The organism is Paracoccus sp. AK26, from assembly GCF_011801365.1.
GTDB classification, from domain to species: Bacteria; Pseudomonadota; Alphaproteobacteria; order Rhodobacterales; family Rhodobacteraceae; genus Paracoccus; species Paracoccus aerius.
In genome coordinates, this window is record NZ_CP041041.1 from 824,794 (window position 1) to 843,976 (window position 19,183).

Sequence of the window (19,183 nt, forward strand, 5' to 3'; positions counted from 1 at the left end):
AACTTGATCCAGACCGGAAGGTTGCTTGACCATGCGAATTTGCCCCGACCTGGCCGACATGATCGGCAACACGCCCCTGATCCGCCTGCGCCAGGCCAGCGAGGCGACGGGCTGCGAAATCCTGGGCAAGGCCGAGTTCATGAATCCCGGCCAGTCGGTCAAGGATCGCGCCGCGCTCTACATCATCAAGGACGCGGTGGCCCGCGGCGCGCTGCGGCCCGGCGGCACCATCGTGGAGGGCACCGCGGGCAATACCGGCATCGGGCTGGCGCTTGTCGGCGCCTCGATGGGCTTCCGCTCGGTCATCGTGATCCCGGAAACCCAGAGCCAGGAGAAAAAGGACATGCTGCGCCTTGCCGGCGCGCATCTGGTCGAGGTTCCGGCAGCCCCCTACAAGAATCCCAACAACTATGTCCGCTATTCCGGCCGCCTGGCCGAGGCGCTGGCCCGGACCGAACCCAATGGCGCGATCTGGGCCAACCAGTTCGACAACACCGCCAACCGCCAGGCCCATGTGGAAACCACCGGCCCCGAGATCTGGGACCAGACCGGCGGCAAGGTCGACGGCTTCATCTGCGCGGTGGGTTCTGGCGGCACGCTGGCGGGCGTGGCCGAGGCCTTGCAGCCCAGGGGCGTGAAGATCGGCCTGGCAGACCCCGAAGGCGCGGCGCTGCATTCCTTTTATACCACGGGCGAGTTCGATGCGCCCGGAAGCTCGATCACCGAAGGCATCGGGCAGGGGCGCATCACCGCGAACCTGGAGGGTTTCACCCCGGACTTCAGCTATCGCATCCCCGACGCCGAGGCGCTGCCGGTGGTCTTCGACCTGCTGGAACACGAGGGCCTTTGCCTGGGCGGCTCATCGGGCGTCAACGTCGCGGGCGCGATCCGCATGGCGCGCGACATGGGGCCGGGCCACAGGATCGTCACGATCCTGTGCGACTATGGCAACCGCTACCAGACCAAGCTGTTCAACCCGGACTTCCTGCGTGCCAAGGGCCTGCCCGTGCCTGGCTGGCTGACCCGCGAAGCGCCCGACATTCCCGAAGTTTACGAAGGCTGACCCCCATGATCCGTGCGTTCCTGGCTGTCGTCCTGACGGTCCTGACCCTCCATGTGTCTCCTGCCTGGGCGCAAGAACCGACGGTTCCCAATTACCAGACCTGGGAACGTGTCGCGACCCAGAGCGAGGAACTGGCCGGCAATGCCGAAACGCCGGCTGCGCAACTGAACGACATCCGTGCCCGCGTCGTCGAATGGCGCAGGCAGTTCGAGGATGCGCAGGGGATCAACGCCGACCGCATCGCCACGGTGGAGGGGCAGATCGCCTCCTTGGGTCCGGCGCCGGCCGAAGGGGCCACGGAACCCGAGGACATCGCTGCGCGCCGCGCGGAATTGCAGGCGCAGCTTGCCGAATTGCAGGCCCCCCGCCTTGCCGCAGTCGAGGCTTTCAGCCGGGCCGACGCCTTGATCCGGCGGATCGACCAGGTGTTGAGCGAACGGCAGGTCAGCGAACTGGCAAGGCTTTCCACCTCGCCGGTGCTGCCGGGCAACTGGCTGCTGGCGGCATCGGAAACGACCCGGCTGGTCAACGGGATCTGGGAAAACACCGGCCAGCGGATCAACGAACGCGCCACATGGAGTGAGATTCGGCCCCGGTTGCCGCAGGTCGCCGGATATCTGATCGCGGCGCTGCTGCTGCTGACGCTGGGACGGCATTGGGTGGAAACGCTTCCCTCGCGCCTGTCGGCGCGGGCGATGGATTATTCGCGCGCCGTGGTGGCCTTTGTCGTGTCGCTGGCCCAGATCGTGCTGCCGATGATCGGGATCTATCTGCTGATCAGCGCCCTGACGGCGACAGAGATCTTTGGTCCCTGGACGCGGCCTTTCCTGGACGCCTTGCCCGTCGCGGCGGTGATCCTGTTCGGGGCCGCCTGGCTGGCACGGCAGTTGTTTCCCACCAAGTCGGTCGCCTATGACACGCTGAACGTTCCCCCGGAAAAACGCCAAAATGCACGCTGGCTGATCAATTCCCTGGCGCTTGCCCTGGCGGTCCATCATGTCGCCTCGGTCGCCTTCCTGCCGCTGTCTGGCCTGGCCGAGCGGAACGCCCGGCTGGAGCGCGTGCCGCTGGACTTCGCCGAAGGCGCGGCCGTTGTCTGGCATTTCGTGCTGATCGTGATCGCGGGGGCACTGCTGTTCAAGCTGGGCGTGATCCTGCGCCGGTTGAAGCCTTGGCCCGACCAACCCGGCGCCAGCTATCGCCATCGCGTCCTGTCCTTTGCGGGCACGCTGAGCCGGCCGCTGGCCATCGCGGCGGTGATCGCTGCGGCCATCGGTTACGTCAATATCGGCAACCTGCTGATCTGGCCCTGGATCCAGACCCTTGCCATGCTGGGCCTGCTGATCCTGCTGCAGGACTTCATCGCGGACCTGTTCAACATGCTCAAGCGCGGCCAGGAAGGCGCGCGCGACGGGCTGGCGCCGCTGCTGATCGGTTTTGCCCTGGTCTTGCTGTCGATCCCCATCTTCCTGCTGATTTGGGGTGCGTCGGGCAACGAACTGGCAGAATACTGGAACCGCTTCCGGCAGGGCATCACCCTGGGCGGCGTGCGCCTGTCGCCCGGCGCGGTGCTGATGTTCCTGCTGGTCTTTGCCATCGGCTATTCCATCACCCGCGCGGTGCAGGGGGCAATGCGCACATCCGTCCTGCCGAAGACCAAGCTGGATCCGGGGGGCCAGAACGCCCTTGTGTCCGGCATCGGCTATATCGGCATCATCCTGGCGGCGCTGCTGGCGATCACCTCGGCCGGGATCAACCTGTCGTCCTTTGCCATCGTCGCCGGTGCGCTGTCGGTCGGCATCGGTTTCGGCTTGCAGAACATCGTGTCGAACTTCGTGTCGGGCATCATCCTGCTGATCGAGCGGCCGGTGGGCGTGGGCGACTGGATCGGCGTGGGCACGCAGCAGGGCATCGTCCGGCGGATCTCGGTCCGGTCCACCCAGATCGAGACCTTCGACCGCCAGCAGGTGATCATCCCGAACGGCGACCTGATCACGCAGCAGGTCACGAACTGGACGCGCGGCAGCCTGATGGGGCGCATCACCATCACCGTAAGCGTGGCTTACGGCAGCGATACCCGCCGGGTGTCCCAGATCCTGCGCGAGATCGCCGAGGACCAGCCGACCGTCACCATTGATCCGGCCCCCTTCGTGCTGTTCAGCGGCTTTGGCGCGGACGGCCTTAACTTCAGCATGTATGTCGTCGTGACCGACGTGAACGGCAAGGGCGCTGTCCAGAACGAGATCAACCACCGCATCGTCGAGCGCTTTGCCGAGGAAAACATCGAAATCCCCTATGCGCAGCGCGACATCTGGCTGCGCAACCCCGAGGCGTTGAAAGGCTCGGTTCCGGCGCCAAGGCTGCCGTCCACGCCCGAGGAGGGCGACGGGGTTCCAGCGGACCGCAAGGCCGTGGCCGAGGACGAAACAGAAGCGCCTGCTTCGGACAGGCGATAGGCTTTGGCGTGCAGGGGCGGAACGCCGGAGGCTTCTAGCGCCCGACCGGATCCACATCGGCCAGTCCCTCGCGCGACAAAAGGATCGCGACGGGGCGCAGCCAGGGGATGTGCCAGCAGACGATCATCACCGCGACCATGATCGGCACGGCCAGGAAGGCGCCCGCGATGCCCCAGATCGCGCCCCAGAAGGCCAGCGACAGGATGATCCCGAAGCTGGAGAGCTGCAGCGTCTGGCCGGTCAGCATCGGGTCCAGGATATTGCCCAGAACGAAGTGGACCAGCAGACAGGCAAAGCCCACGGCGATGGTGGCGGTCGAATCGCCGGTCAGCACGAAAGCCAGGGCCACCGTGATCCCCCAGGCGATGACCGAGCCGATATTGGGAATGAAGTTCAGCACGAAGGTCAGCAGCGCCATCGCCATTGCCAGTTCCAGCCCAGCCACCACATAGATCAGCCAGACACCGGCGGCGGTCAGCGCGCTGACGAACGTCTTGACCACCAGGTATCGGTTCACCCGCCGCATGATCGAGGCCATGATCAGCCGCACGCGCAGCGCCTGGTCGGGATCGCCCGTCAGCCGTTCGACCTTGATCGGAAGCCAGGCGCGTTCGGCGAACATGAAGCCCACGAACAGGATCACCAGCAGGCTGCCCGACAAGAGCCCCGAAGCCTGTCCTGCAAGCGAGCGCAGCCATCCGGTGATGTTGAACTCGGTCAAGGCCGCCAGAAGCCGCGTCTGCGCCTCGGGGCCGAAACGCTCGATCAGGGCCGTCAGTGCCACCTGCACGGATTCGGCATAGGTGATGGCGCGGCCCACGACCTCGTTGACCTGGGACATGATCGTGGTGGACAGCCAGATCAGCCCCAGCGTGATGCCGATCAGCGCCAGCGTGGTGGCAAGCCAGTTCGGCACCTTCAGCCGGGTCGAGATCGCGTGGATCGCGTCCGAGGTCAGCGAGAACAGGATCACCGCGATCGCCAGGCAAATCAGCACGAAGCGCGCCTGGAACAGCAGGAACAGGACCAGCGAAAAGGCGATGATGCCCAGGAACCCCGTCTGGAGCCTTTGGCGCAGCACATCTTCGCTGGATGGGGTCAAGCTGTCCTCACGTGGAAAAAAGGGCCCGGACGATGCCGGGCCCTGGTTCATGCGTCGGGCGCTTCCTCGGTATCGCCCTGTTCGGCGATCCGCGCGACCGAGACCACTTCTTCGCCCGCGGCAGTGCTGAAGACCCGGACGCCGCCCGCGCTGCGCGACCGGAAGCTGATGCCGTCCACCGGCACCCGGATCGACTGGCCCGTGGAAGTCGCCAGCATGATCTGGTCGTCCATTTCCACCGGGAAGCTGGCGACAAGCGCGCCGCCCCGCATGGCCTTGTCCATGGCCATCACCCCCTGGCCGCCGCGCCCGCGCACCGGATAGTCATGGCTGGAACTGATCTTGCCCGCGCCGCCGGCGGTGATGGTCAGGATCAGATCCTCGGCCGCCGACATTTCGGCATAGCGTTCCTGGGTCACCGCGCCCTCGGCCACGGCTTCCTCGTCCTCGTCGGCCTCGGCCCCGTCGTCCAGGGCGCCTTCGACCGCGCGGCGCATCTTCAGATAGGCGGCGCGTTCGGCCGGATCGGCCTCGAAGTGGCGGATCACGGACATGCTGACCACGCGGTCGCCATCGGCCAGCCTGATGCCCCGGACGCCCGTGGAATCGCGGCCCTTGAAGACCCGCACATCGGTCGTCGGGAAGCGGATGGCCCGGCCAAGCGCGGTGACCAGCATCACGTCGTCATCCACCGTCGCCATGCGAACGCCAACCAGTTCCACGCCATCAGGCAGCTTCATGGCGATCTTGCCGTTGGACCGCACATTGGCGAAATCCGACAAGGCGTTGCGGCGCACGTCCCCATCCGAGGTCGCGAAGACCGCTTGATAGTTCTCCCATTCGGTTTCCGGCGCATCGACCGGCATCAGCGCGGCGATGGACACGCCCGGCTCGATCGGCAGGATGTTGACGATGGCCTTGCCCTTGGCGGTCCGCCCGCCCAGCGGCAGCCGCCAGGTCTTCAGCCGATAGACCATGCCGTCCGTGGTGAAGAACAGCAGTTCGGTGTGGGTATTGGCGACGAACAGCGTGGTGACCACGTCGTCTTCCTTGGTCGCCATCCCCGACAGGCCCTTGCCGCCACGACGCTGCGACCGGAATTCGGCCAGGGCCGTGCGCTTGATATACCCGCCCGAGGTAATGGTGACGACCATGTCCTCGCGCTCGATCAGATCCTCGTCCAGCATGTCGCCGGACCATTCGGTGATCTCGGTCCGCCGGGGCACGGCGAACAGTTCGCGCACCTCGCGCAGCTCGTCGCTGATGATGCCCATGATCCGTTCCCGCGACCCCAGGATCGCCAGATAGTCGCGGATCGAATCGGCCAGTTGCTGCAATTCGCTGGTGACTTCCTGGACGCCAAGCTGGGTCAGGCGCTGCAGGCGCAGGTCCAGGATCGCGCGGGCCTGGGCTTCGGACAGGTTATAGGTCCCGTCCTCGTTCACCGGATGCAGCGGATCGTCGATCAGGCGCAGGTATTCCAGGATGTCATGGGCCGGCCAGCGGCGTTCCATCAGCCGCTCGCGCGCCTCCGCCGCGTCAGCCGAGGACCGGATCGTCGCCACGACCTCATCGACATTGCTGACGGCCACGGCCAGGCCGCAGAGCACATGGCTGCGTTCGCGGGCCTTGCGCAATTCGTATGCGGTGCGGCGGGCGACCACTTCCTCGCGGAAGGTGATGAAGTGGGTCAGGAAGTCGCGCAGCGTCAGTTGTTCGGGCCTGCCGCCGTTCAGCGCCAGCATGTTGCAGCCAAAGCTGGTCTGCAGCGCGGTGAAGCGGAACAACTGGTTCAGCACCACGTCTGGCGTGGCGTCGCGGCGCAGTTCCACAACGACGCGCACGCCGTGGCGGTCGGATTCGTCCTGAACCGAGGCGATGCCTTCGACCCGCTTTTCCTTGGCCAGTTCCGCGATGCGTTCGATCAGGCTGGACTTGTTGACCTGATAGGGAACCTCGTCGATGACGATGGCCCAGCGGTCCTTGCGCAGTTCCTCGATATGCGTCCTGGCGCGGATGATGACGCTGCCCCGGCCTTCCAGATAGGCCTTGCGCGCGCCGGACCGGCCCAGGATCAGCGCCCCGGTGGGAAAGTCGGGGCCGGGAATGATCTCCAGCAGACGCTCGGTCGGCAGGTCGGGGTTGTCGATCAGTTCAAGGGTGGCGTCGATCACCTCGCCCAGGTTGTGGGGCGGGATGTTGGTCGCCATGCCGACGGCAATGCCGCCCGCGCCGTTGACCAGCATGTTCGGGAAGCGCGCGGGCAGGACAGTGGGTTCGCGGTCCTTGCCGTCGTAGTTGTCCTGGAAATCGACCGTGTCCTTGTCGATGTCCATCAGCAGGAAGTTCGCGGGCTTGTCCATGCGCACCTCGGTGTAACGCATGGCGGCGGGGGGATCGCCGTCCATCGACCCGAAGTTGCCCTGGCCGTCCAGCAGCGGCAGCGACATCGAGAAATCCTGCGCCATCCGCACAAGCGCGTCATAGATCGCGGCGTCGCCATGGGGGTGGTACTTACCCATCACATCGCCCACGGGCCGCGCCGACTTGCGATAGGCCTTGTCGGGCGTGTTGCCGGATTCGTCCATCGCGTACAGGATGCGGCGATGCACGGGCTTCAGACCGTCGCGCAGGTCGGGGATCGCCCGGCTGACGATGACCGACATGGCATAGTCCAGATACGAGGTCCGCATCTCGGCGCTGATGTCGATCATCGGCCCGTCATGGGGCATCACCTGACGGGTCGGAGCGGTGGTTTCGTCACCCGCCCCGGGCGTCTCGGGCAGGTCGTCTTCGGGGGTGTCGGCCACGGGATTTCCTCAACATCTTGTTGAGTTACATATAGGTGACCCAAGCCCCGGAGGCAATCTTGGGGCCGTGTTTTCAGGCCTGTTTCGCCCGTTTTGCCGCCAATCCCCACATGATCGCCAAGCCTGCCGAAAAGATCGCGTTCCAGGCCGCCATCGACAGGCCCAGAAAGCGCCAGGCGACCTCGTCGCAGCGCACCACGGGGGCGTTCTGCAACCGCGTCATCAGATCCTGGGGGGACATGGTGGCAAGGTTGCCGATGGTCCCGGAACAATGCGACGGGCCTGCCCACAGCTTCCACTCGACGCCGGTGTGATAGATGGCAAGGCCCATCGCAATGCCCGCCGCGATCATGCCCAGGACCGCCAGCGCCCGCACCCGGCCCGTCCACCAGACCAGCACCGCCACGGCAATCGCCGCGACATGGGGCCAGCGTTGCAGGATGCACAATTCGCACGGGGCATAGCCGACGGCCTGAAAGCCAAGCGCGGCGATCAGCAGCGCCGCCGACCCGGCCCCGGCCAGCAAGGTAAGTTGTCGTTCGTCCATGATGTTCCCCGGTCTGTTCCGGCCTTGTGGATCGGCCCAGCGGGCGCCCGCGTCAAGCGCCTTGCAGTTCCGTCGCAGCGCTGTGATCGTGAAGGCGAAGGCCCCTTTGCGGAACCCGCTGGACGGGCCGGTGTTTTGGTGATGACGGCCCCGCGGCATGGGGTCAAAGGAGGTCTCGGCACATGCGATGGCGTGGACGGCGCGGCAGCAGCAATATCGAGGATCGGCGCGGCATGGGTGCCGGCGGGGCAGGGGGCGTTGGCATCGTCGGGATGCTGGCGATCCTGGCCGTGGGCTATTTCTTCGGCATCGACATCTCGCCGGTGGTGCAGGGCCTGGATCAGGGCCGGCCGCAGGAAAACCGCGCCATCACCCGCGAGGAACAGGAATGGGGCGAATTCGTGTCGGTCACGCTGGCAGACACCGAGGAAGTCTGGGGCCAGGTCCTGCCGCAGCAGGCTGGTATCGACTATGCCGAACCCCGGCTGGTGCTGTTCAGCGGCGTCGTTCGGTCGGCCTGCGGGGGTGCGTCCTCGGCGATGGGCCCGTTCTATTGTCCGAACGACCAGCGGGTTTACCTGGACACCGACTTCTTCGACATGATGGCAAGCCGGATGGGGGCAGGGGGCGATTTCGCCTATGCCTATGTCATCGCGCATGAGGTCGGCCACCATGTCCAGAACCTGACCGGCGTGCTGGGTGAAACACAGCGCCTGCGTAGCCAGTTGAGTGAGCGGCAGGCCAACCAGATCTCGGTCCTGACCGAACTTCAGGCCGATTGCTATGCGGGCATCTGGGCGCGGCAGGCGCAGCAGCGTTTCGGCACCCTGGAGGCTGGTGACCTGGAAGAGGCGATGTCCGCGGCCGAGGCCGTGGGCGACGACGTGATCCAGTCGAATGCGGGCCGGACGCCGGTGCCCGACAGCTTTACCCACGGCAGCGCGGCGCAGCGGCAGGAATGGCTGATGCGCGGCTTCAACTCGGGCGACATGGCCCAATGCGACACATTCAGCGCGGCAGGAAACTAGCCGCAACAGGAGGAAAGACGATGCTGACGACGTTGACGATCCTGACCCTGGCAACCGGTGCGCTGATGCTGCGCCGCCGCCCCCAGCCAAAGCCCGTGCCGGTGCGCCGCCGCCGCTAGCGCGGAAGGCGCGGCGCCCGGCCTTCGTCCAGCGTGGCCCATTCGGGCCAAAGCTGCAGCCATTCAAGCGCCGCGATCGCAAGGCCCGCCGCCACGATCAGCAGCACCAGCCTGACGGTGCGCGCGCTTGGCGGGTTTCGCGCCCATTTCGATGCCCGAAGCAGCCAGATCAGGTTGTTCACGGCAACGCCCTCCTGCTAGATCGGGGCGACTCGATCAGAGAGCGGGTCGCCTTTCAAGACCGAACCTGCGAGACTGCTTTGCCCCATCATCAGGATTCCCGCGACCTTCCCTATAGCGCCCGGCAGATGTACGACCTGGTCGCGGACATCGAAAGCTATCCCCAGTTCCTGCCCTGGAACAGCGCCGCCCGCATCCGGTCCCGCGACGAACGCCCCGACGGATCCGAGGAGATAGCGGCGGATCTGGTCATCAGCTTCAAGGTCTTCCGCGAACGCTTCGGCAGCCGCGTGGTGCTGTGGCCCCAGGAGGAACCGCTGCGGATCGACACCGAATATCTGGACGGCCCGTTCAAGTACATGCGCAGCGGCTGGACCTTCGCCGACCGTCCCGAAGGCGGCTGCCATGTCGAGTTCTTCGTGGATTTCGAGTTCCGCAACGCGATCCTGCAAAGGCTTATCGGCGTCGTCTTCCACGAGGCGATGGTCCGGATCGTGCGGGCCTTCGAGGCCCGCGCAAAGGTGCTTTACGGCGCGGACGCCGGCAAGGTGGGGTAAGACCCTAGCCGACCGGGTGGCATGGCGGGGCGTTACCCCCACCAGACCATGTCAGGTCAGTGCGGCCTTCAGCGCTTCGGCCCGGTCCGTCTTTTCCCAGCTGAAGGCCGTGCCCCGGTTCAGCTGGTAAGGCTGGCGCCCGAAATGCCCGTAGCTGGCGGTGGGGCGATAGATCGGGTGCAGCAGGTCCAGGTCGCGGATGATGGCGAAGGGGCGCAGGTCGAAGACCTCTCGCACCGCTGCCACGATCCTGTCATGCGCGACCATTTCCGTCCCGAAGGTGTTCAGGCTGATCGACGTGGGCTGCGCCTCGCCGATGGCATAGCTGACCTGGATCTCGCAGCGGCTGGCAAGTCCGGCCGCGACGATGTTCTTGGCGACCCAGCGGCCGGCATAGGCGGCCGAGCGGTCCACCTTGGACGGATCCTTGCCCGAGAACGCGCCGCCGCCGTGGCGGGCCATGCCGCCATAGCTGTCCACGATGATCTTGCGCCCGGTCAACCCGCAATCGCCGACCGGCCCGCCGATCACGAACTTGCCGGTCGGGTTGATGAAATACTTGGTGTTGTCCGACAACCATTCGGCGGGCAGCACCGGCTTGATGATCTCCTCGATCACGGCCTCGCGCAGGTCGGACAGGGTGATCTCCGGGTTGTGCTGCGTGGACAAAACCACCGCGTCGATCGCCTCGGGGCGGCCATCCGCGCCATAGCGCAGCGTCACCTGCGACTTCGCGTCCGGGCGCAGCCACTTCAGGGTGCCGTCGCGGCGGACCTTGGCCTGCCGTTCCACCAGACGATGCGCATAGGTGATGGGAGCCGGCATCAGCACGTCGGTTTCGTCCGAGGCATAGCCGAACATCAGCCCCTGGTCGCCCGCGCCCTGGTCTTCAAGGTTGTCGCGATCGACGCCCTGATTGATCTCGGGCGACTGCTTGCCGATGATGTTGATGACCGAGCAGGTCGCGCCGTCGAAACCCACGTCCGACGAGGTATAGCCGATGTCGTTGATGACACCGCGCACGATGCTTTCCAGATCGACCCAGGCATTCGTGGAAATCTCGCCCGAGATGATGGCGACGCCGGTCTTGACCATCGTCTCGCAGGCCACGCGGGCGCGCGGATCCTCGGCCAGGATGGCGTCGAGGATCGCGTCGGAAATCTGGTCGGCGATCTTGTCGGGATGGCCCTCGGAAACGGATTCCGAGGTGAACAACGAATATTCCATGACTCAGTACCGGTAATGATCTGACTTGAAAGGACCTTCGGGCGTCACGCCGATGTAGTCGGCCTGTTCGCGCGACAGTTCTGTCAGCTTGGCGCCCACCTTGTCCAGATGCAGCCGAGCGACCTTTTCGTCGAGCGCCTTCGGCAGGATATAGACCCCCGGCGCATATTCGTCGCCTTTGGTCCACAGCTCGATCTGGGCAAGCACCTGGTTGGTGAAGCTGGCCGACATCACGAAGGACGGATGGCCCGTGGCATTGCCCAGGTTCAGCAACCGGCCCTGGGACAGCAGGATGATGCGGTTGCCCGAAGGCATCTCGATCATGTCCACCTGGTCCTTGATGTTGGTCCACTTGTGGTTGCGAAGCGCCGCCACCTGAATCTCGTTGTCGAAATGGCCGATATTGCCGACGATCGCCATGTCCTTCATCTCGCGCATATGCTCGATGCGGATGACGTCCTTGTTGCCGGTGGTGGTGACGAAGATGTCGGCGGTGGCGGCCACATCCTCCAGCAGGACGACCTCGTATCCGTCCATTGCGGCTTGCAGGGCGCAGATCGGGTCCACTTCCGTCACCTTGACGCGCGCGCCCGCGCCGCGCAGGGACGCGGCCGAGCCCTTGCCCACGTCGCCATAGCCGCAGACCACGGCGACCTTGCCGGCCATCATCGTGTCGGTGGCGCGGCGGATGCCGTCGACCAGCGATTCCTTGCAGCCGTATTTGTTGTCGAACTTGGACTTGGTGACGCTGTCGTTCACGTTGATCGCGGGGAAGGGCAGCAGGCCCTTCTTGTGCAGGTCGTAAAGGCGATGGACGCCGGTGGTGGTTTCCTCGCTGACGCCCTTGATGGCGTCGCGCTGGCGGGCGAACCAGCCGGGCGTCTCGGCGATCCGGCGGCGGATCTGCGCGAACAGCGCCTCCTCCTCCTCGCTGGTCGGCACGTCGATCAGGCCGGTCTCGCCCGCCTCGACCCGCGCGCCCAGCAGGACATACATCGACGCGTCGCCGCCATCGTCCAGGATCATGTTCGCCGTGCCCTCGGCGAACTGGAAGATCTTGTCGGTATAGGCCCAGTATTCGGCCAGCGTCTCGCCCTTGATGGCGAAGACCGGCACGCCGGTCGCGGCGATCGCGGCCGCGGCATGATCCTGGGTCGAATAGATGTTGCAGGACGCCCAGCGGACCTCGGCGCCAAGGGCCGTCAGCGTCTCGATCAGCACGGCGGTCTGGATCGTCATGTGCAGGCTGCCCGCGATCCGCGCGCCCGCCAGGGGCTTGGCCGCGCCGTATTCGGCGCGCAGCGCCATCAGGCCGGGCATTTCCGTCTCGGCGATGTCCAGTTCCTTGCGGCCGTAACCGGCCAGCGAGATATCCCTGATGATGTAGTCGGTCACGGCGGTTCGTCTTTCGTCTATTCCTGCAACCCTGCCCGGATAGCCCAAGCGGGCCGGAATCGAAAGGGAAAAGGGATATGCCCTGGCGCCCCGATGTGGCTGCGGCGGAACCCCAGATCCGCCGCAGCCCGGAGGACGGCGGTGCGCCGCACGTCCCCCTTTGATGCGACAAGCCTTCGCAAGTCGGGGAAAGACCCTCCCGACGGCAGGTTGTCAAAGGAATCTGAAAATAGGTTTAAGCCGGGGCGGGGCCTTGGCAGGCCGACTGCACAGGCTCGAAAGGCGTTTCACAAAACGCGTGGCGGCCCGACGGCATCAGCCGCCTTTCCGCCGAAGCTTCACCGTCGCGGTCCGGGCGATCCGCTGCACGAAGTCCGACAAGGCCTGTTCGGCGGCTTCCAAGGGCGTGCGGGCGGGCCGCAATGCCTCGACCCGGCCATCGACGACCATCTGGGCAAGGCCATAAACGAAGATGCGCGAGGACATCACCAGCATCGGGATATCCTCGTCATCGCGAAGACGCCCTGCGTCGCGGGCGCGTTCCAGCATCCGCGTCATCAGGTCGATCACCGAATCCAGGTAGCGCCGCAGTTCCGGCACCCGACCCACGTTCAGACTGGGGTGGCTTGCGATCATCCGGAACTGGATGCGGTGGTCGGCTGCCCAGCGGATATAGGCCTTTCCAAGCGCCAGGAACTGCCCGACCGCATCACCGGGATCGACCTTGACGACCGCCTTGGTGCAGGAATCCATCAGGCGCACCAAGGCCTGTTCGGCCACCGCCAAAAGCAGGCTGTGCTTGTCGGGAAAGATGCGCTGCAGGTCGGACGGGTCGATCCCCAGGCGCGCTGCAACCTGTTCCAGATCCGGATCTCGCCGGTCCAGATCATCCATCATCTGAAGGGTCGCCACCACCGCCTGCCCATGCAGGCCAAGCCCCCTCATGATGTCGTCATGTCTGCTCACGGCACGATCCTGATCAACCACGCTCATGTCAGGGCCGACCCGGGGCGTCATGCGACGGATGTTCCCTGACAAGGAACGAACCACGTTCACCAAGGTTCCCCGCCAAGCCACCGATCCGGCTGGACAGGATCCTGGCGGTCCTGCCGGCAGCTATGCCGGAACGGCCGAGGAAACCCGGTGAACAACGACTGAACATAAGCACTGACGATCCCGACACGGGGCCCATGAAACAAGGTAACACGCAGCAAGGCTGCTGCGAACTTCGCTAAAACGACAGGTCGCGTCCCGGCCTAGCCTTCCGCGCGGGACTGGCGCTTGCGTTCGTGGGGATCCAGGAAACGCTTGCGCAGGCGGATGTTCTTGGGCGTCACCTCGACCAGCTCGTCGTCGTTGATATAGGCGATGGCTTCTTCCAGCGACATGCGGACCGGGGGCGTCAGGCGCACGGCCTCGTCGGTGCCGGACGCGCGGACGTTGGTCAGCTTCTTGCCCTTGAGCGGATTCACTTCCAGGTCGTTGTCGCGGCTGTGTTCGCCGATGATCATGCCCTGATACAGTTGTTCCTGCGCGCCGATGAACATCTTGCCGCGGTCTTCCAGGTTCCACAGCGCATAGGCCACGGACACGCCGTCCTCCATGCTGATCAGCACGCCCTGGCGGCGGCCCTGGATCTGGCCCTTGTAGGGGGTCCAGCCGTGGAAGATGCGGTTCAGCACGCCGTTGCCGCGCGTGTCCGTCATGAATTCGCCGTGATAGCCGATCAACCCGCGGGACGGCACATGGGCGACGATCCGCGTCTTGCCGTGGCCTGCCGGGCGCATGTCGACCATGTCGCCCTTGCGTTCGCCGGTCAGCTTCTCGATGACGACGCCGGTATAGTCGTCGTCCACGTCGATGATGACTTCCTCGACCGGCTCAAGCCGCTGGCCGTCCTCCTCGCGGAAGATCACGCGGGGGCGGCTGATCGACAGCTCGAAGCCCTCGCGGCGCATGTTCTCGATCAGGACGCCCATCTGCAATTCGCCCCGGCCCGAGACGATGAAGGCGTCGCCGCCCGGCGTATCCTCGACCTTGATGGCGACGTTGACCTCGGCCTCGCGCATCAGGCGCTCGCGGATGACGCGGGACTGGACCTTCTTGCCGTCCTGGCCGGCCAGGGGGCTGTCGTTGATGCCGAAGGTCACGCTGATGGTGGGCGGGTCGATCGGCTGGGCGGGCAGGGCGGTATCCACGTCAAGCGCGGCAATGGTGTCGGCCACGGTGGCCTTGGACATGCCGGCCAGGGTGACGATGTCGCCGGCCTGCGCCTCGTCGATGGGGGTCTGGGTCAGGCCGCGGAAGGCCAGGACCTTGCTGATGCGGAACTGTTCGATCCGTTCGCCGTCGCGCGACAGCGCCTTGACGGTGTCGCCGGCCTTGGCGCGACCAGCCTCGACGCGGCCGGTCAGAAGACGGCCCAGGAAGGGGTCGGCCGACAGCGTGGTCGCCAGCATCTGGAAGGGCTCGGTCGACCGGGCGATCTGCTTGGGCGGCTGGACGTGGGACAGGATCAGGTCGAACAGCGCCGACATGTCCTTGCGCGGACCGTCCAGCGTTTCGTCCGCCCAACCGCCGATGCCCGAGGCGTAGACATGCGGGAAATCCAGTTGCTCGTCATTCGCGCCCAGGTTGGCGAACAGGTCGAAGACATCGTTCAGCGCGTTGTCGGGTTCGGCTGCGGGCTTGTCCACCTTGTTCAGCACCACGATCGGGCGCAGGCCCAGGGCAAGCGCCTTCGAGGTGACGAACTTGGTCTGCGGCATCGGCCCTTCGGCCGCGTCGACTAGCAGGCAGACGCCGTCGACCATGGACAGGATGCGCTCGACCTCGCCGCCGAAATCGGCGTGGCCGGGGGTGTCCACGATGTTGATCCGCGTGCCCTTCCATTCGACCGAGGTGGCCTTGGCCAGGATGGTGATGCCGCGTTCGCGTTCGATGTCGTTGCTGTCCATCGCACGTTCGGCGACGGCCTGATTTTCGCGGAAGGACCCGGATTGACGCAACAGCTGGTCGACCAGGGTCGTCTTGCCGTGGTCAACGTGAGCAATGATGGCGATGTTGCGGATATCCATGGGCGACCTTTTCAATTTGCGGTCGCCCTAAACAATCGCGGGCAAAAACACCAGATGAAAACTGGAAAGCGGCCGCTGCCTGCCGACGCAACGGAAAACCCCGCCACGTTGGGTGGCGGGGGCGTCCGGGACAGGATGCCGGTCCATCGGCCTTGGCCAATGCCGGCTGCAGGGATGCGTCAGCCGTCCGTGCAAGTCGTCTTAGCGAAGGCCAAGAAAGGACAGGATGAACAGGACGACGACGACCAGGCCGACGATGTAGATGATGGAATTCATGGGTTGTCTCCGCTGATGATTGCGTCCGAGGTTCGGATTTTCCGAACGGCGTCATCGTGATAACGCGAATGTGCAACCGAGGTTCCCGGCCCGCTGCCTGTCAGCCGATCCGGCGCGGCAGCCAGCCCAGGCCTTGCGCCGTCAGCCCGGCGGGATTGTATTCGGCGCTGACCCAGCCCTTGTAGCCGGAATGATCCAGGGCCGCGAAAAAGCCCTGGTGGTCGATCATGCCGCCGCTTGGCTCGTGCCGCCCCGGAACGCTTGCGATCTGGATATGGCGGATGATCGACGCGTGCCTGCGCCAGGTCGCCATCGCGTCGCCGGTGATCAGGTGCGCGTGATAGCTGTCGAACTGCAAGCCCAAGTTCGGCGCGCCGACCTCGGCGATCAGCTCGGCCGCAAGGCCGAAGTCGGCCAAGAAATAGCCGGGCTGGTCCTTGGGGTTCAGCGGCTCGATCGTCAGGCTTACATGGGGCGCGCGGGCCGCAGCCCAAGCCAGGTTGCGGGCAAAGCTGTCCTGTGCCTCTGGCCCCTGGGCATAGCCCGCCATGATGTGGATGTGCCGCGCCCGCAGCGCGCCCGCAAAACGCAGGGCGCGGTCGAAGTCGCTGCGGAAACGGTCCTCTCGTCCCGGCTCGGCGGCGAAACCGCGCGGGCCGCCGGCCCAGTTCGGCGGGGGAGTGTTCATCAGAACGAATTCCAGCCCCGCCGAGATCGCCGCACGCGACAGGTCGCGGGCAGGGATGTCATAGGGGAACAGGATCTCTGCCCCCTCGAAGCCCGCATCCGCCGCGGCCGCGAATCGGTCCAGCATCGGCAGTTCGGTGAACAGCATGGTCAGGTTGGCGGCAAACCGGGGCATCAGGGCTCCAACGGGAAGAAGACGCCCTGCGACCGGATTCCCGCGCGTCCGTCCTGCTCGGTGGCGGCGGCGGCAAGGCGGTAGAAGGTCTTGCGGTCGATCAGCGCCTCCAGCCCGGCGCGGACATGGACATAGGGGCGCGGTTCGTCAGCCGTTCCTCGCAGGGTGATCGGGTTCTCCGGCCCCGCCGTGACCCTGTCCCCCACATTCGTGGTGAAGGCCACGGCATCGGCCACGATATCCGCATCGACGGCCACGAAGGGTGCGTCGGCAACCCGGATCCCCACCTTCTCGACCGGGGTGACCAGGAAGAAGCGGTCCCCCTCGCGCTTGAGGATGGTAGAGAACAGCCGCACCATCGCGGGCCTGCCGATGGGTGTGCCTTCGTGGAACCAGGTGCCGTCGGCCCGGATCTCCATGTCCAGGTCGCCGCAGAAGGGCGGGTTCCACAGATGCACCGGCGGAAGGCCGCCCTTCGCCGCCTTGCTGGCTGCTGCGGCAATGCCCTCGGCGCTCACAGCTTTGTCACCGCGATCTGCCATTCCTTGTAGTCGTCTTTCGGTTATCCCCTTATGGTCTGGTGTAGAGCAGTCAGGGGGCATTGTCATGGCTTCGGATGAAATTCTGGTGCAGCGGGTCGAACAGCTAGGCCAGACCCTCGGCAATGCCCGTTCCAGCATCGAACAGAAATTCGTGGGCCAGCACCAGGTGGTCGAACAGGTGCTGGCGGCGATCCTGTCGGGCGGCCACGCGCTGCTGGTGGGCCAGCCGGGCCTGGGCAAGACGATGCTGGTCGATACGCTGTCGACGGTCCTGGGCCTGGGCAGCCAGCGGATCCAGTTCACGCCCGACCTGATGCCCGCCGATATCCTGGGGTCCGAGGTTCTGGATGTGCTGCCCGACGGCAGCCGCGCCTTCCGCTTCATCGAAGGCCCGGTCTTCACCCAGCTTCTGATGGCGGACGAGATCAACCGCGCATCCCCCCGCACCCAGTCAGCCCTGCTGCAGGCCATGCAGGAGCGGGAGGTCACGATCAGCGGCCAGCACCGCCCCTTGGGCCGGCCCTTCCACGTCCTTGCCACCCAGAACCCGATCGAGCAGGAAGGCACCTATCCGCTGCCCGAGGCGCAGCTTGACCGCTTCCTGCTGCAGATCGACGTGGACTATCCCGACCGCGACACGGAACGGCAGATCCTTCTGGACACCACCGGGGTCGAGGATGCGCGCGCCCATGCGGCCTTCGACGCCGAGGGTCTGATCGCCGCGCAGCGCCTGATCCGGCAGATGCCCGTGGGCGAGGGCGTGGTCGAGGCGATCCTGGATCTGGTCCGCTCCTGCCGTCCGGGCGGGCCGGAAACGGCCCCCTTCCTGGGCGACAGCCTGATGTGGGGGCCGGGACCGCGTGCCGCGCAGGCGCTGATGCTGGTGACCCGCGCGCGTGCCGTGCTGAACGGCCGCTTTGCCCCGACGCTGGAAGATGTCGAGGCGATGGCCGCCCCTGTCCTGCGCCACCGCATGGCGCTGTCCTTCTCGGCCCGCGCGCGGGGCGAGACGGTGGACGGCGTGATCGGTCAGTTGCTGGACGACCGGCTCGGGGCGCGCCAGGCCGCATGACCGCGTCGCCCGCCGACCTCCGCGCCAGGGCGCAGACGGCAAGCGGACACCTGCCCGCGCTGATCCTGTCCGCCGAACGCCTGGCCGCGATGATCGCGCCCGGCGCCCACGGGTTGCGTCGGGGCGGTCCGGGCGAGGATTTCTGGCAGTATCGCCCCGCCGGGCCCGGCGATACCGCCCGATCCATCGACTGGCGCCGCTCGGCCAGGTCCGACACCCAATTCGTCCGCGACCGAGAGGCGCAGACCGCGCAGGCGGTGGGCTTGTGGATTTCGGCCGGGCAGGGGATGGGCTATGCGGGGGCCGCCGACCGCCCGACCAAGTCCGACCGCGCGCAGCTTCTGGCCCTGGCCCTGGCAATGGTGCTGTTGCGCGGGGGCGAGAAGGTGGGGCTTCTGGGCCAGCCTGCCCGCGCGGGCCGGGTCCAGGCGGACCGGCTGGCGGAACAGATCGCGACAATGGTGGCCGCGCGGGGCGACGCCGATGCGCCCCCGGTCGATCTGCTGCGCCCCAACCAGCGGCTGGTGATCCTGTCGGATTTTCTGGACGATCCAGCCTGGGTCCAGGGGTTGCTGTCCCGCGCCGCCGGGATCGGCGTGAAGGGCGTGCTGATGCAGGTTCTCGACCCCGACGAGGAGGTATTTCCCTGGTCCGGCGCGGTCCTGTTCCGGTCGCTGTCTGGCGCGATCCGCCATGACAGCCGCGACGCGGGCGGGTTGCGCGAGGCCTATCTGGCCCGCCTGTCCGAACGCCGCGACTGGCTGCGCCGTCAGGCAACCGGCGCGGGCTGGCAGTTCGGCCACCATTCCACCGGCCACCCGCCCGCCACGGCCTTGAGCTGGCTTTATCAGGTGCTTGCCGACTGATGCT

The 19,183-nt window shown here is 66.1% G+C and carries 18 protein-coding genes; 8 read left to right on the top strand and 10 right to left on the bottom strand.

What is annotated here, in order from left to right:
* Window positions 1-31: 31 nt before the first annotated feature.
* Both FIU66_RS04030 and FIU66_RS04035 read left to right on the top strand, forming a co-directional pair.
* Window positions 32-1,063 carry a cysteine synthase A gene (locus tag FIU66_RS04030; protein ID WP_167623383.1) on the top strand — a complete coding sequence of 344 codons (1,032 nt, stop codon included), beginning with the start codon at window positions 32-34 and terminating at the stop codon, window positions 1,061-1,063.
* Between the two features lie 5 nt (window positions 1,064-1,068).
* Window positions 1,069-3,519 carry a DUF3772 domain-containing protein gene (locus tag FIU66_RS04035; RefSeq protein WP_167621506.1) on the top strand — a complete coding sequence of 817 codons (2,451 nt, stop codon included), beginning with the start codon at window positions 1,069-1,071 and terminating at the stop codon, window positions 3,517-3,519.
* A 34-nt stretch (window positions 3,520-3,553) separates the two neighbouring features.
* Here FIU66_RS04035 and FIU66_RS04040 read toward each other — a convergent pair whose 3' ends face one another.
* The 3 genes from FIU66_RS04040 to FIU66_RS04050 form a co-directional block, all read right to left on the bottom strand.
* A complete protein-coding gene (locus FIU66_RS04040) occupies window positions 3,554-4,621 on the bottom strand; it encodes an AI-2E family transporter (protein ID WP_229849325.1) in 1,068 nt (355 codons plus the stop codon).
* 47 nt (window positions 4,622-4,668) lie between these two features.
* Window positions 4,669-7,353: a DNA gyrase subunit A gene (gene gyrA / locus FIU66_RS04045; RefSeq protein WP_167623384.1), complete on the bottom strand. Its 2,685-nt coding sequence runs from the start codon at window positions 7,351-7,353 to the stop codon at window positions 4,669-4,671.
* 151 nt (window positions 7,354-7,504) lie between these two features.
* Complete coding sequence (locus tag FIU66_RS04050) at window positions 7,505-7,978, bottom strand: disulfide bond formation protein B (RefSeq protein ID WP_167621508.1); 474 nt, start codon at window positions 7,976-7,978, stop codon at window positions 7,505-7,507.
* Window positions 7,979-8,160: 182 nt separating this feature from the next.
* On the opposite strand from FIU66_RS04050, the gene FIU66_RS04055 reads away from it, so the two are divergent.
* Entirely contained in the window at window positions 8,161-9,006 is an 846-nt protein-coding gene (locus tag FIU66_RS04055) for a neutral zinc metallopeptidase (RefSeq protein ID WP_167621509.1), read from the top strand.
* Window positions 9,007-9,121: 115 nt separating this feature from the next.
* On the opposite strand, the gene FIU66_RS04060 is transcribed toward FIU66_RS04055, so the two are convergent.
* The gene (locus tag FIU66_RS04060) at window positions 9,122-9,307 is read right to left on the bottom strand and encodes a hypothetical protein (RefSeq protein ID WP_167621510.1); all 186 of its coding nucleotides are present in this window, start codon (window positions 9,305-9,307) and stop codon (window positions 9,122-9,124) included.
* Window positions 9,308-9,385: 78 nt separating this feature from the next.
* Here FIU66_RS04060 and FIU66_RS04065 point away from each other — a divergent pair, with 78 nt between their 5' ends.
* Window positions 9,386-9,862 (top strand): type II toxin-antitoxin system RatA family toxin, encoded by a 477-nt coding sequence (locus FIU66_RS04065; protein ID WP_167621511.1) that lies wholly within the window; start codon window positions 9,386-9,388, stop codon window positions 9,860-9,862.
* 51 nt (window positions 9,863-9,913) lie between these two features.
* On the opposite strand, the gene metK is transcribed toward FIU66_RS04065, so the two are convergent.
* From metK to FIU66_RS04080, 3 genes are all read right to left on the bottom strand, one after another.
* On the bottom strand, window positions 9,914-11,089 hold the full coding sequence (gene metK / locus FIU66_RS04070; RefSeq protein ID WP_167621512.1) for a methionine adenosyltransferase: 1,176 nt from the start codon (window positions 11,087-11,089) through the stop codon (window positions 9,914-9,916).
* Window positions 11,090-11,092: 3 nt separating this feature from the next.
* Window positions 11,093-12,484 (bottom strand): adenosylhomocysteinase, encoded by a 1,392-nt coding sequence (gene ahcY, locus FIU66_RS04075; RefSeq protein ID WP_167621513.1) that lies wholly within the window; start codon window positions 12,482-12,484, stop codon window positions 11,093-11,095.
* A 315-nt stretch (window positions 12,485-12,799) separates the two neighbouring features.
* Complete coding sequence (locus tag FIU66_RS04080) at window positions 12,800-13,477, bottom strand: TetR/AcrR family transcriptional regulator (protein WP_167621514.1); 678 nt, start codon at window positions 13,475-13,477, stop codon at window positions 12,800-12,802.
* Between the two features lie 31 nt (window positions 13,478-13,508).
* On the opposite strand from FIU66_RS04080, the gene FIU66_RS18250 reads away from it, so the two are divergent.
* Window positions 13,509-13,631 carry a hypothetical protein gene (locus tag FIU66_RS18250; RefSeq protein WP_255432334.1) on the top strand — a complete coding sequence of 41 codons (123 nt, stop codon included), beginning with the start codon at window positions 13,509-13,511 and terminating at the stop codon, window positions 13,629-13,631.
* Between the two features lie 109 nt (window positions 13,632-13,740).
* Here FIU66_RS18250 and typA read toward each other — a convergent pair whose 3' ends face one another.
* Complete coding sequence (gene typA / locus FIU66_RS04085) at window positions 13,741-15,561, bottom strand: translational GTPase TypA (RefSeq protein ID WP_167621515.1); 1,821 nt, start codon at window positions 15,559-15,561, stop codon at window positions 13,741-13,743.
* Between typA and FIU66_RS04090 the strand changes: the two genes are divergently transcribed.
* On the top strand, window positions 15,484-15,897 hold the full coding sequence (locus FIU66_RS04090) for a hypothetical protein (RefSeq protein WP_167620772.1): 414 nt from the start codon (window positions 15,484-15,486) through the stop codon (window positions 15,895-15,897). The two genes, typA and FIU66_RS04090, sit on opposite strands and share 78 nt — an antisense overlap.
* A gap of 40 nt (window positions 15,898-15,937) precedes the next feature.
* On the opposite strand, the gene FIU66_RS04095 is transcribed toward FIU66_RS04090, so the two are convergent.
* Together FIU66_RS04095 and FIU66_RS04100 are read right to left on the bottom strand one after the other, a co-directional pair.
* Window positions 15,938-16,699 carry a hydroxypyruvate isomerase family protein gene (locus FIU66_RS04095; protein ID WP_167621516.1) on the bottom strand — a complete coding sequence of 254 codons (762 nt, stop codon included), beginning with the start codon at window positions 16,697-16,699 and terminating at the stop codon, window positions 15,938-15,940.
* Window positions 16,699-17,241: a DUF1285 domain-containing protein gene (locus tag FIU66_RS04100; RefSeq protein WP_167621517.1), complete on the bottom strand. Its 543-nt coding sequence runs from the start codon at window positions 17,239-17,241 to the stop codon at window positions 16,699-16,701. Before FIU66_RS04100 ends, FIU66_RS04095 begins: the two co-directional genes overlap by 1 nt.
* A 64-nt stretch (window positions 17,242-17,305) precedes the next feature.
* Between FIU66_RS04100 and FIU66_RS04105 the strand changes: the two genes are divergently transcribed.
* Window positions 17,306-18,313 (top strand): MoxR family ATPase, encoded by a 1,008-nt coding sequence (locus tag FIU66_RS04105; RefSeq protein ID WP_167621518.1) that lies wholly within the window; start codon window positions 17,306-17,308, stop codon window positions 18,311-18,313.
* The gene (locus FIU66_RS04110; RefSeq protein WP_167621519.1) at window positions 18,310-19,179 is read left to right on the top strand and encodes a DUF58 domain-containing protein; all 870 of its coding nucleotides are present in this window, start codon (window positions 18,310-18,312) and stop codon (window positions 19,177-19,179) included. The genes FIU66_RS04105 and FIU66_RS04110 overlap by 4 nt, the downstream gene beginning before the upstream one ends.
* Window positions 19,180-19,183: the final 4 nt, after the last annotated feature.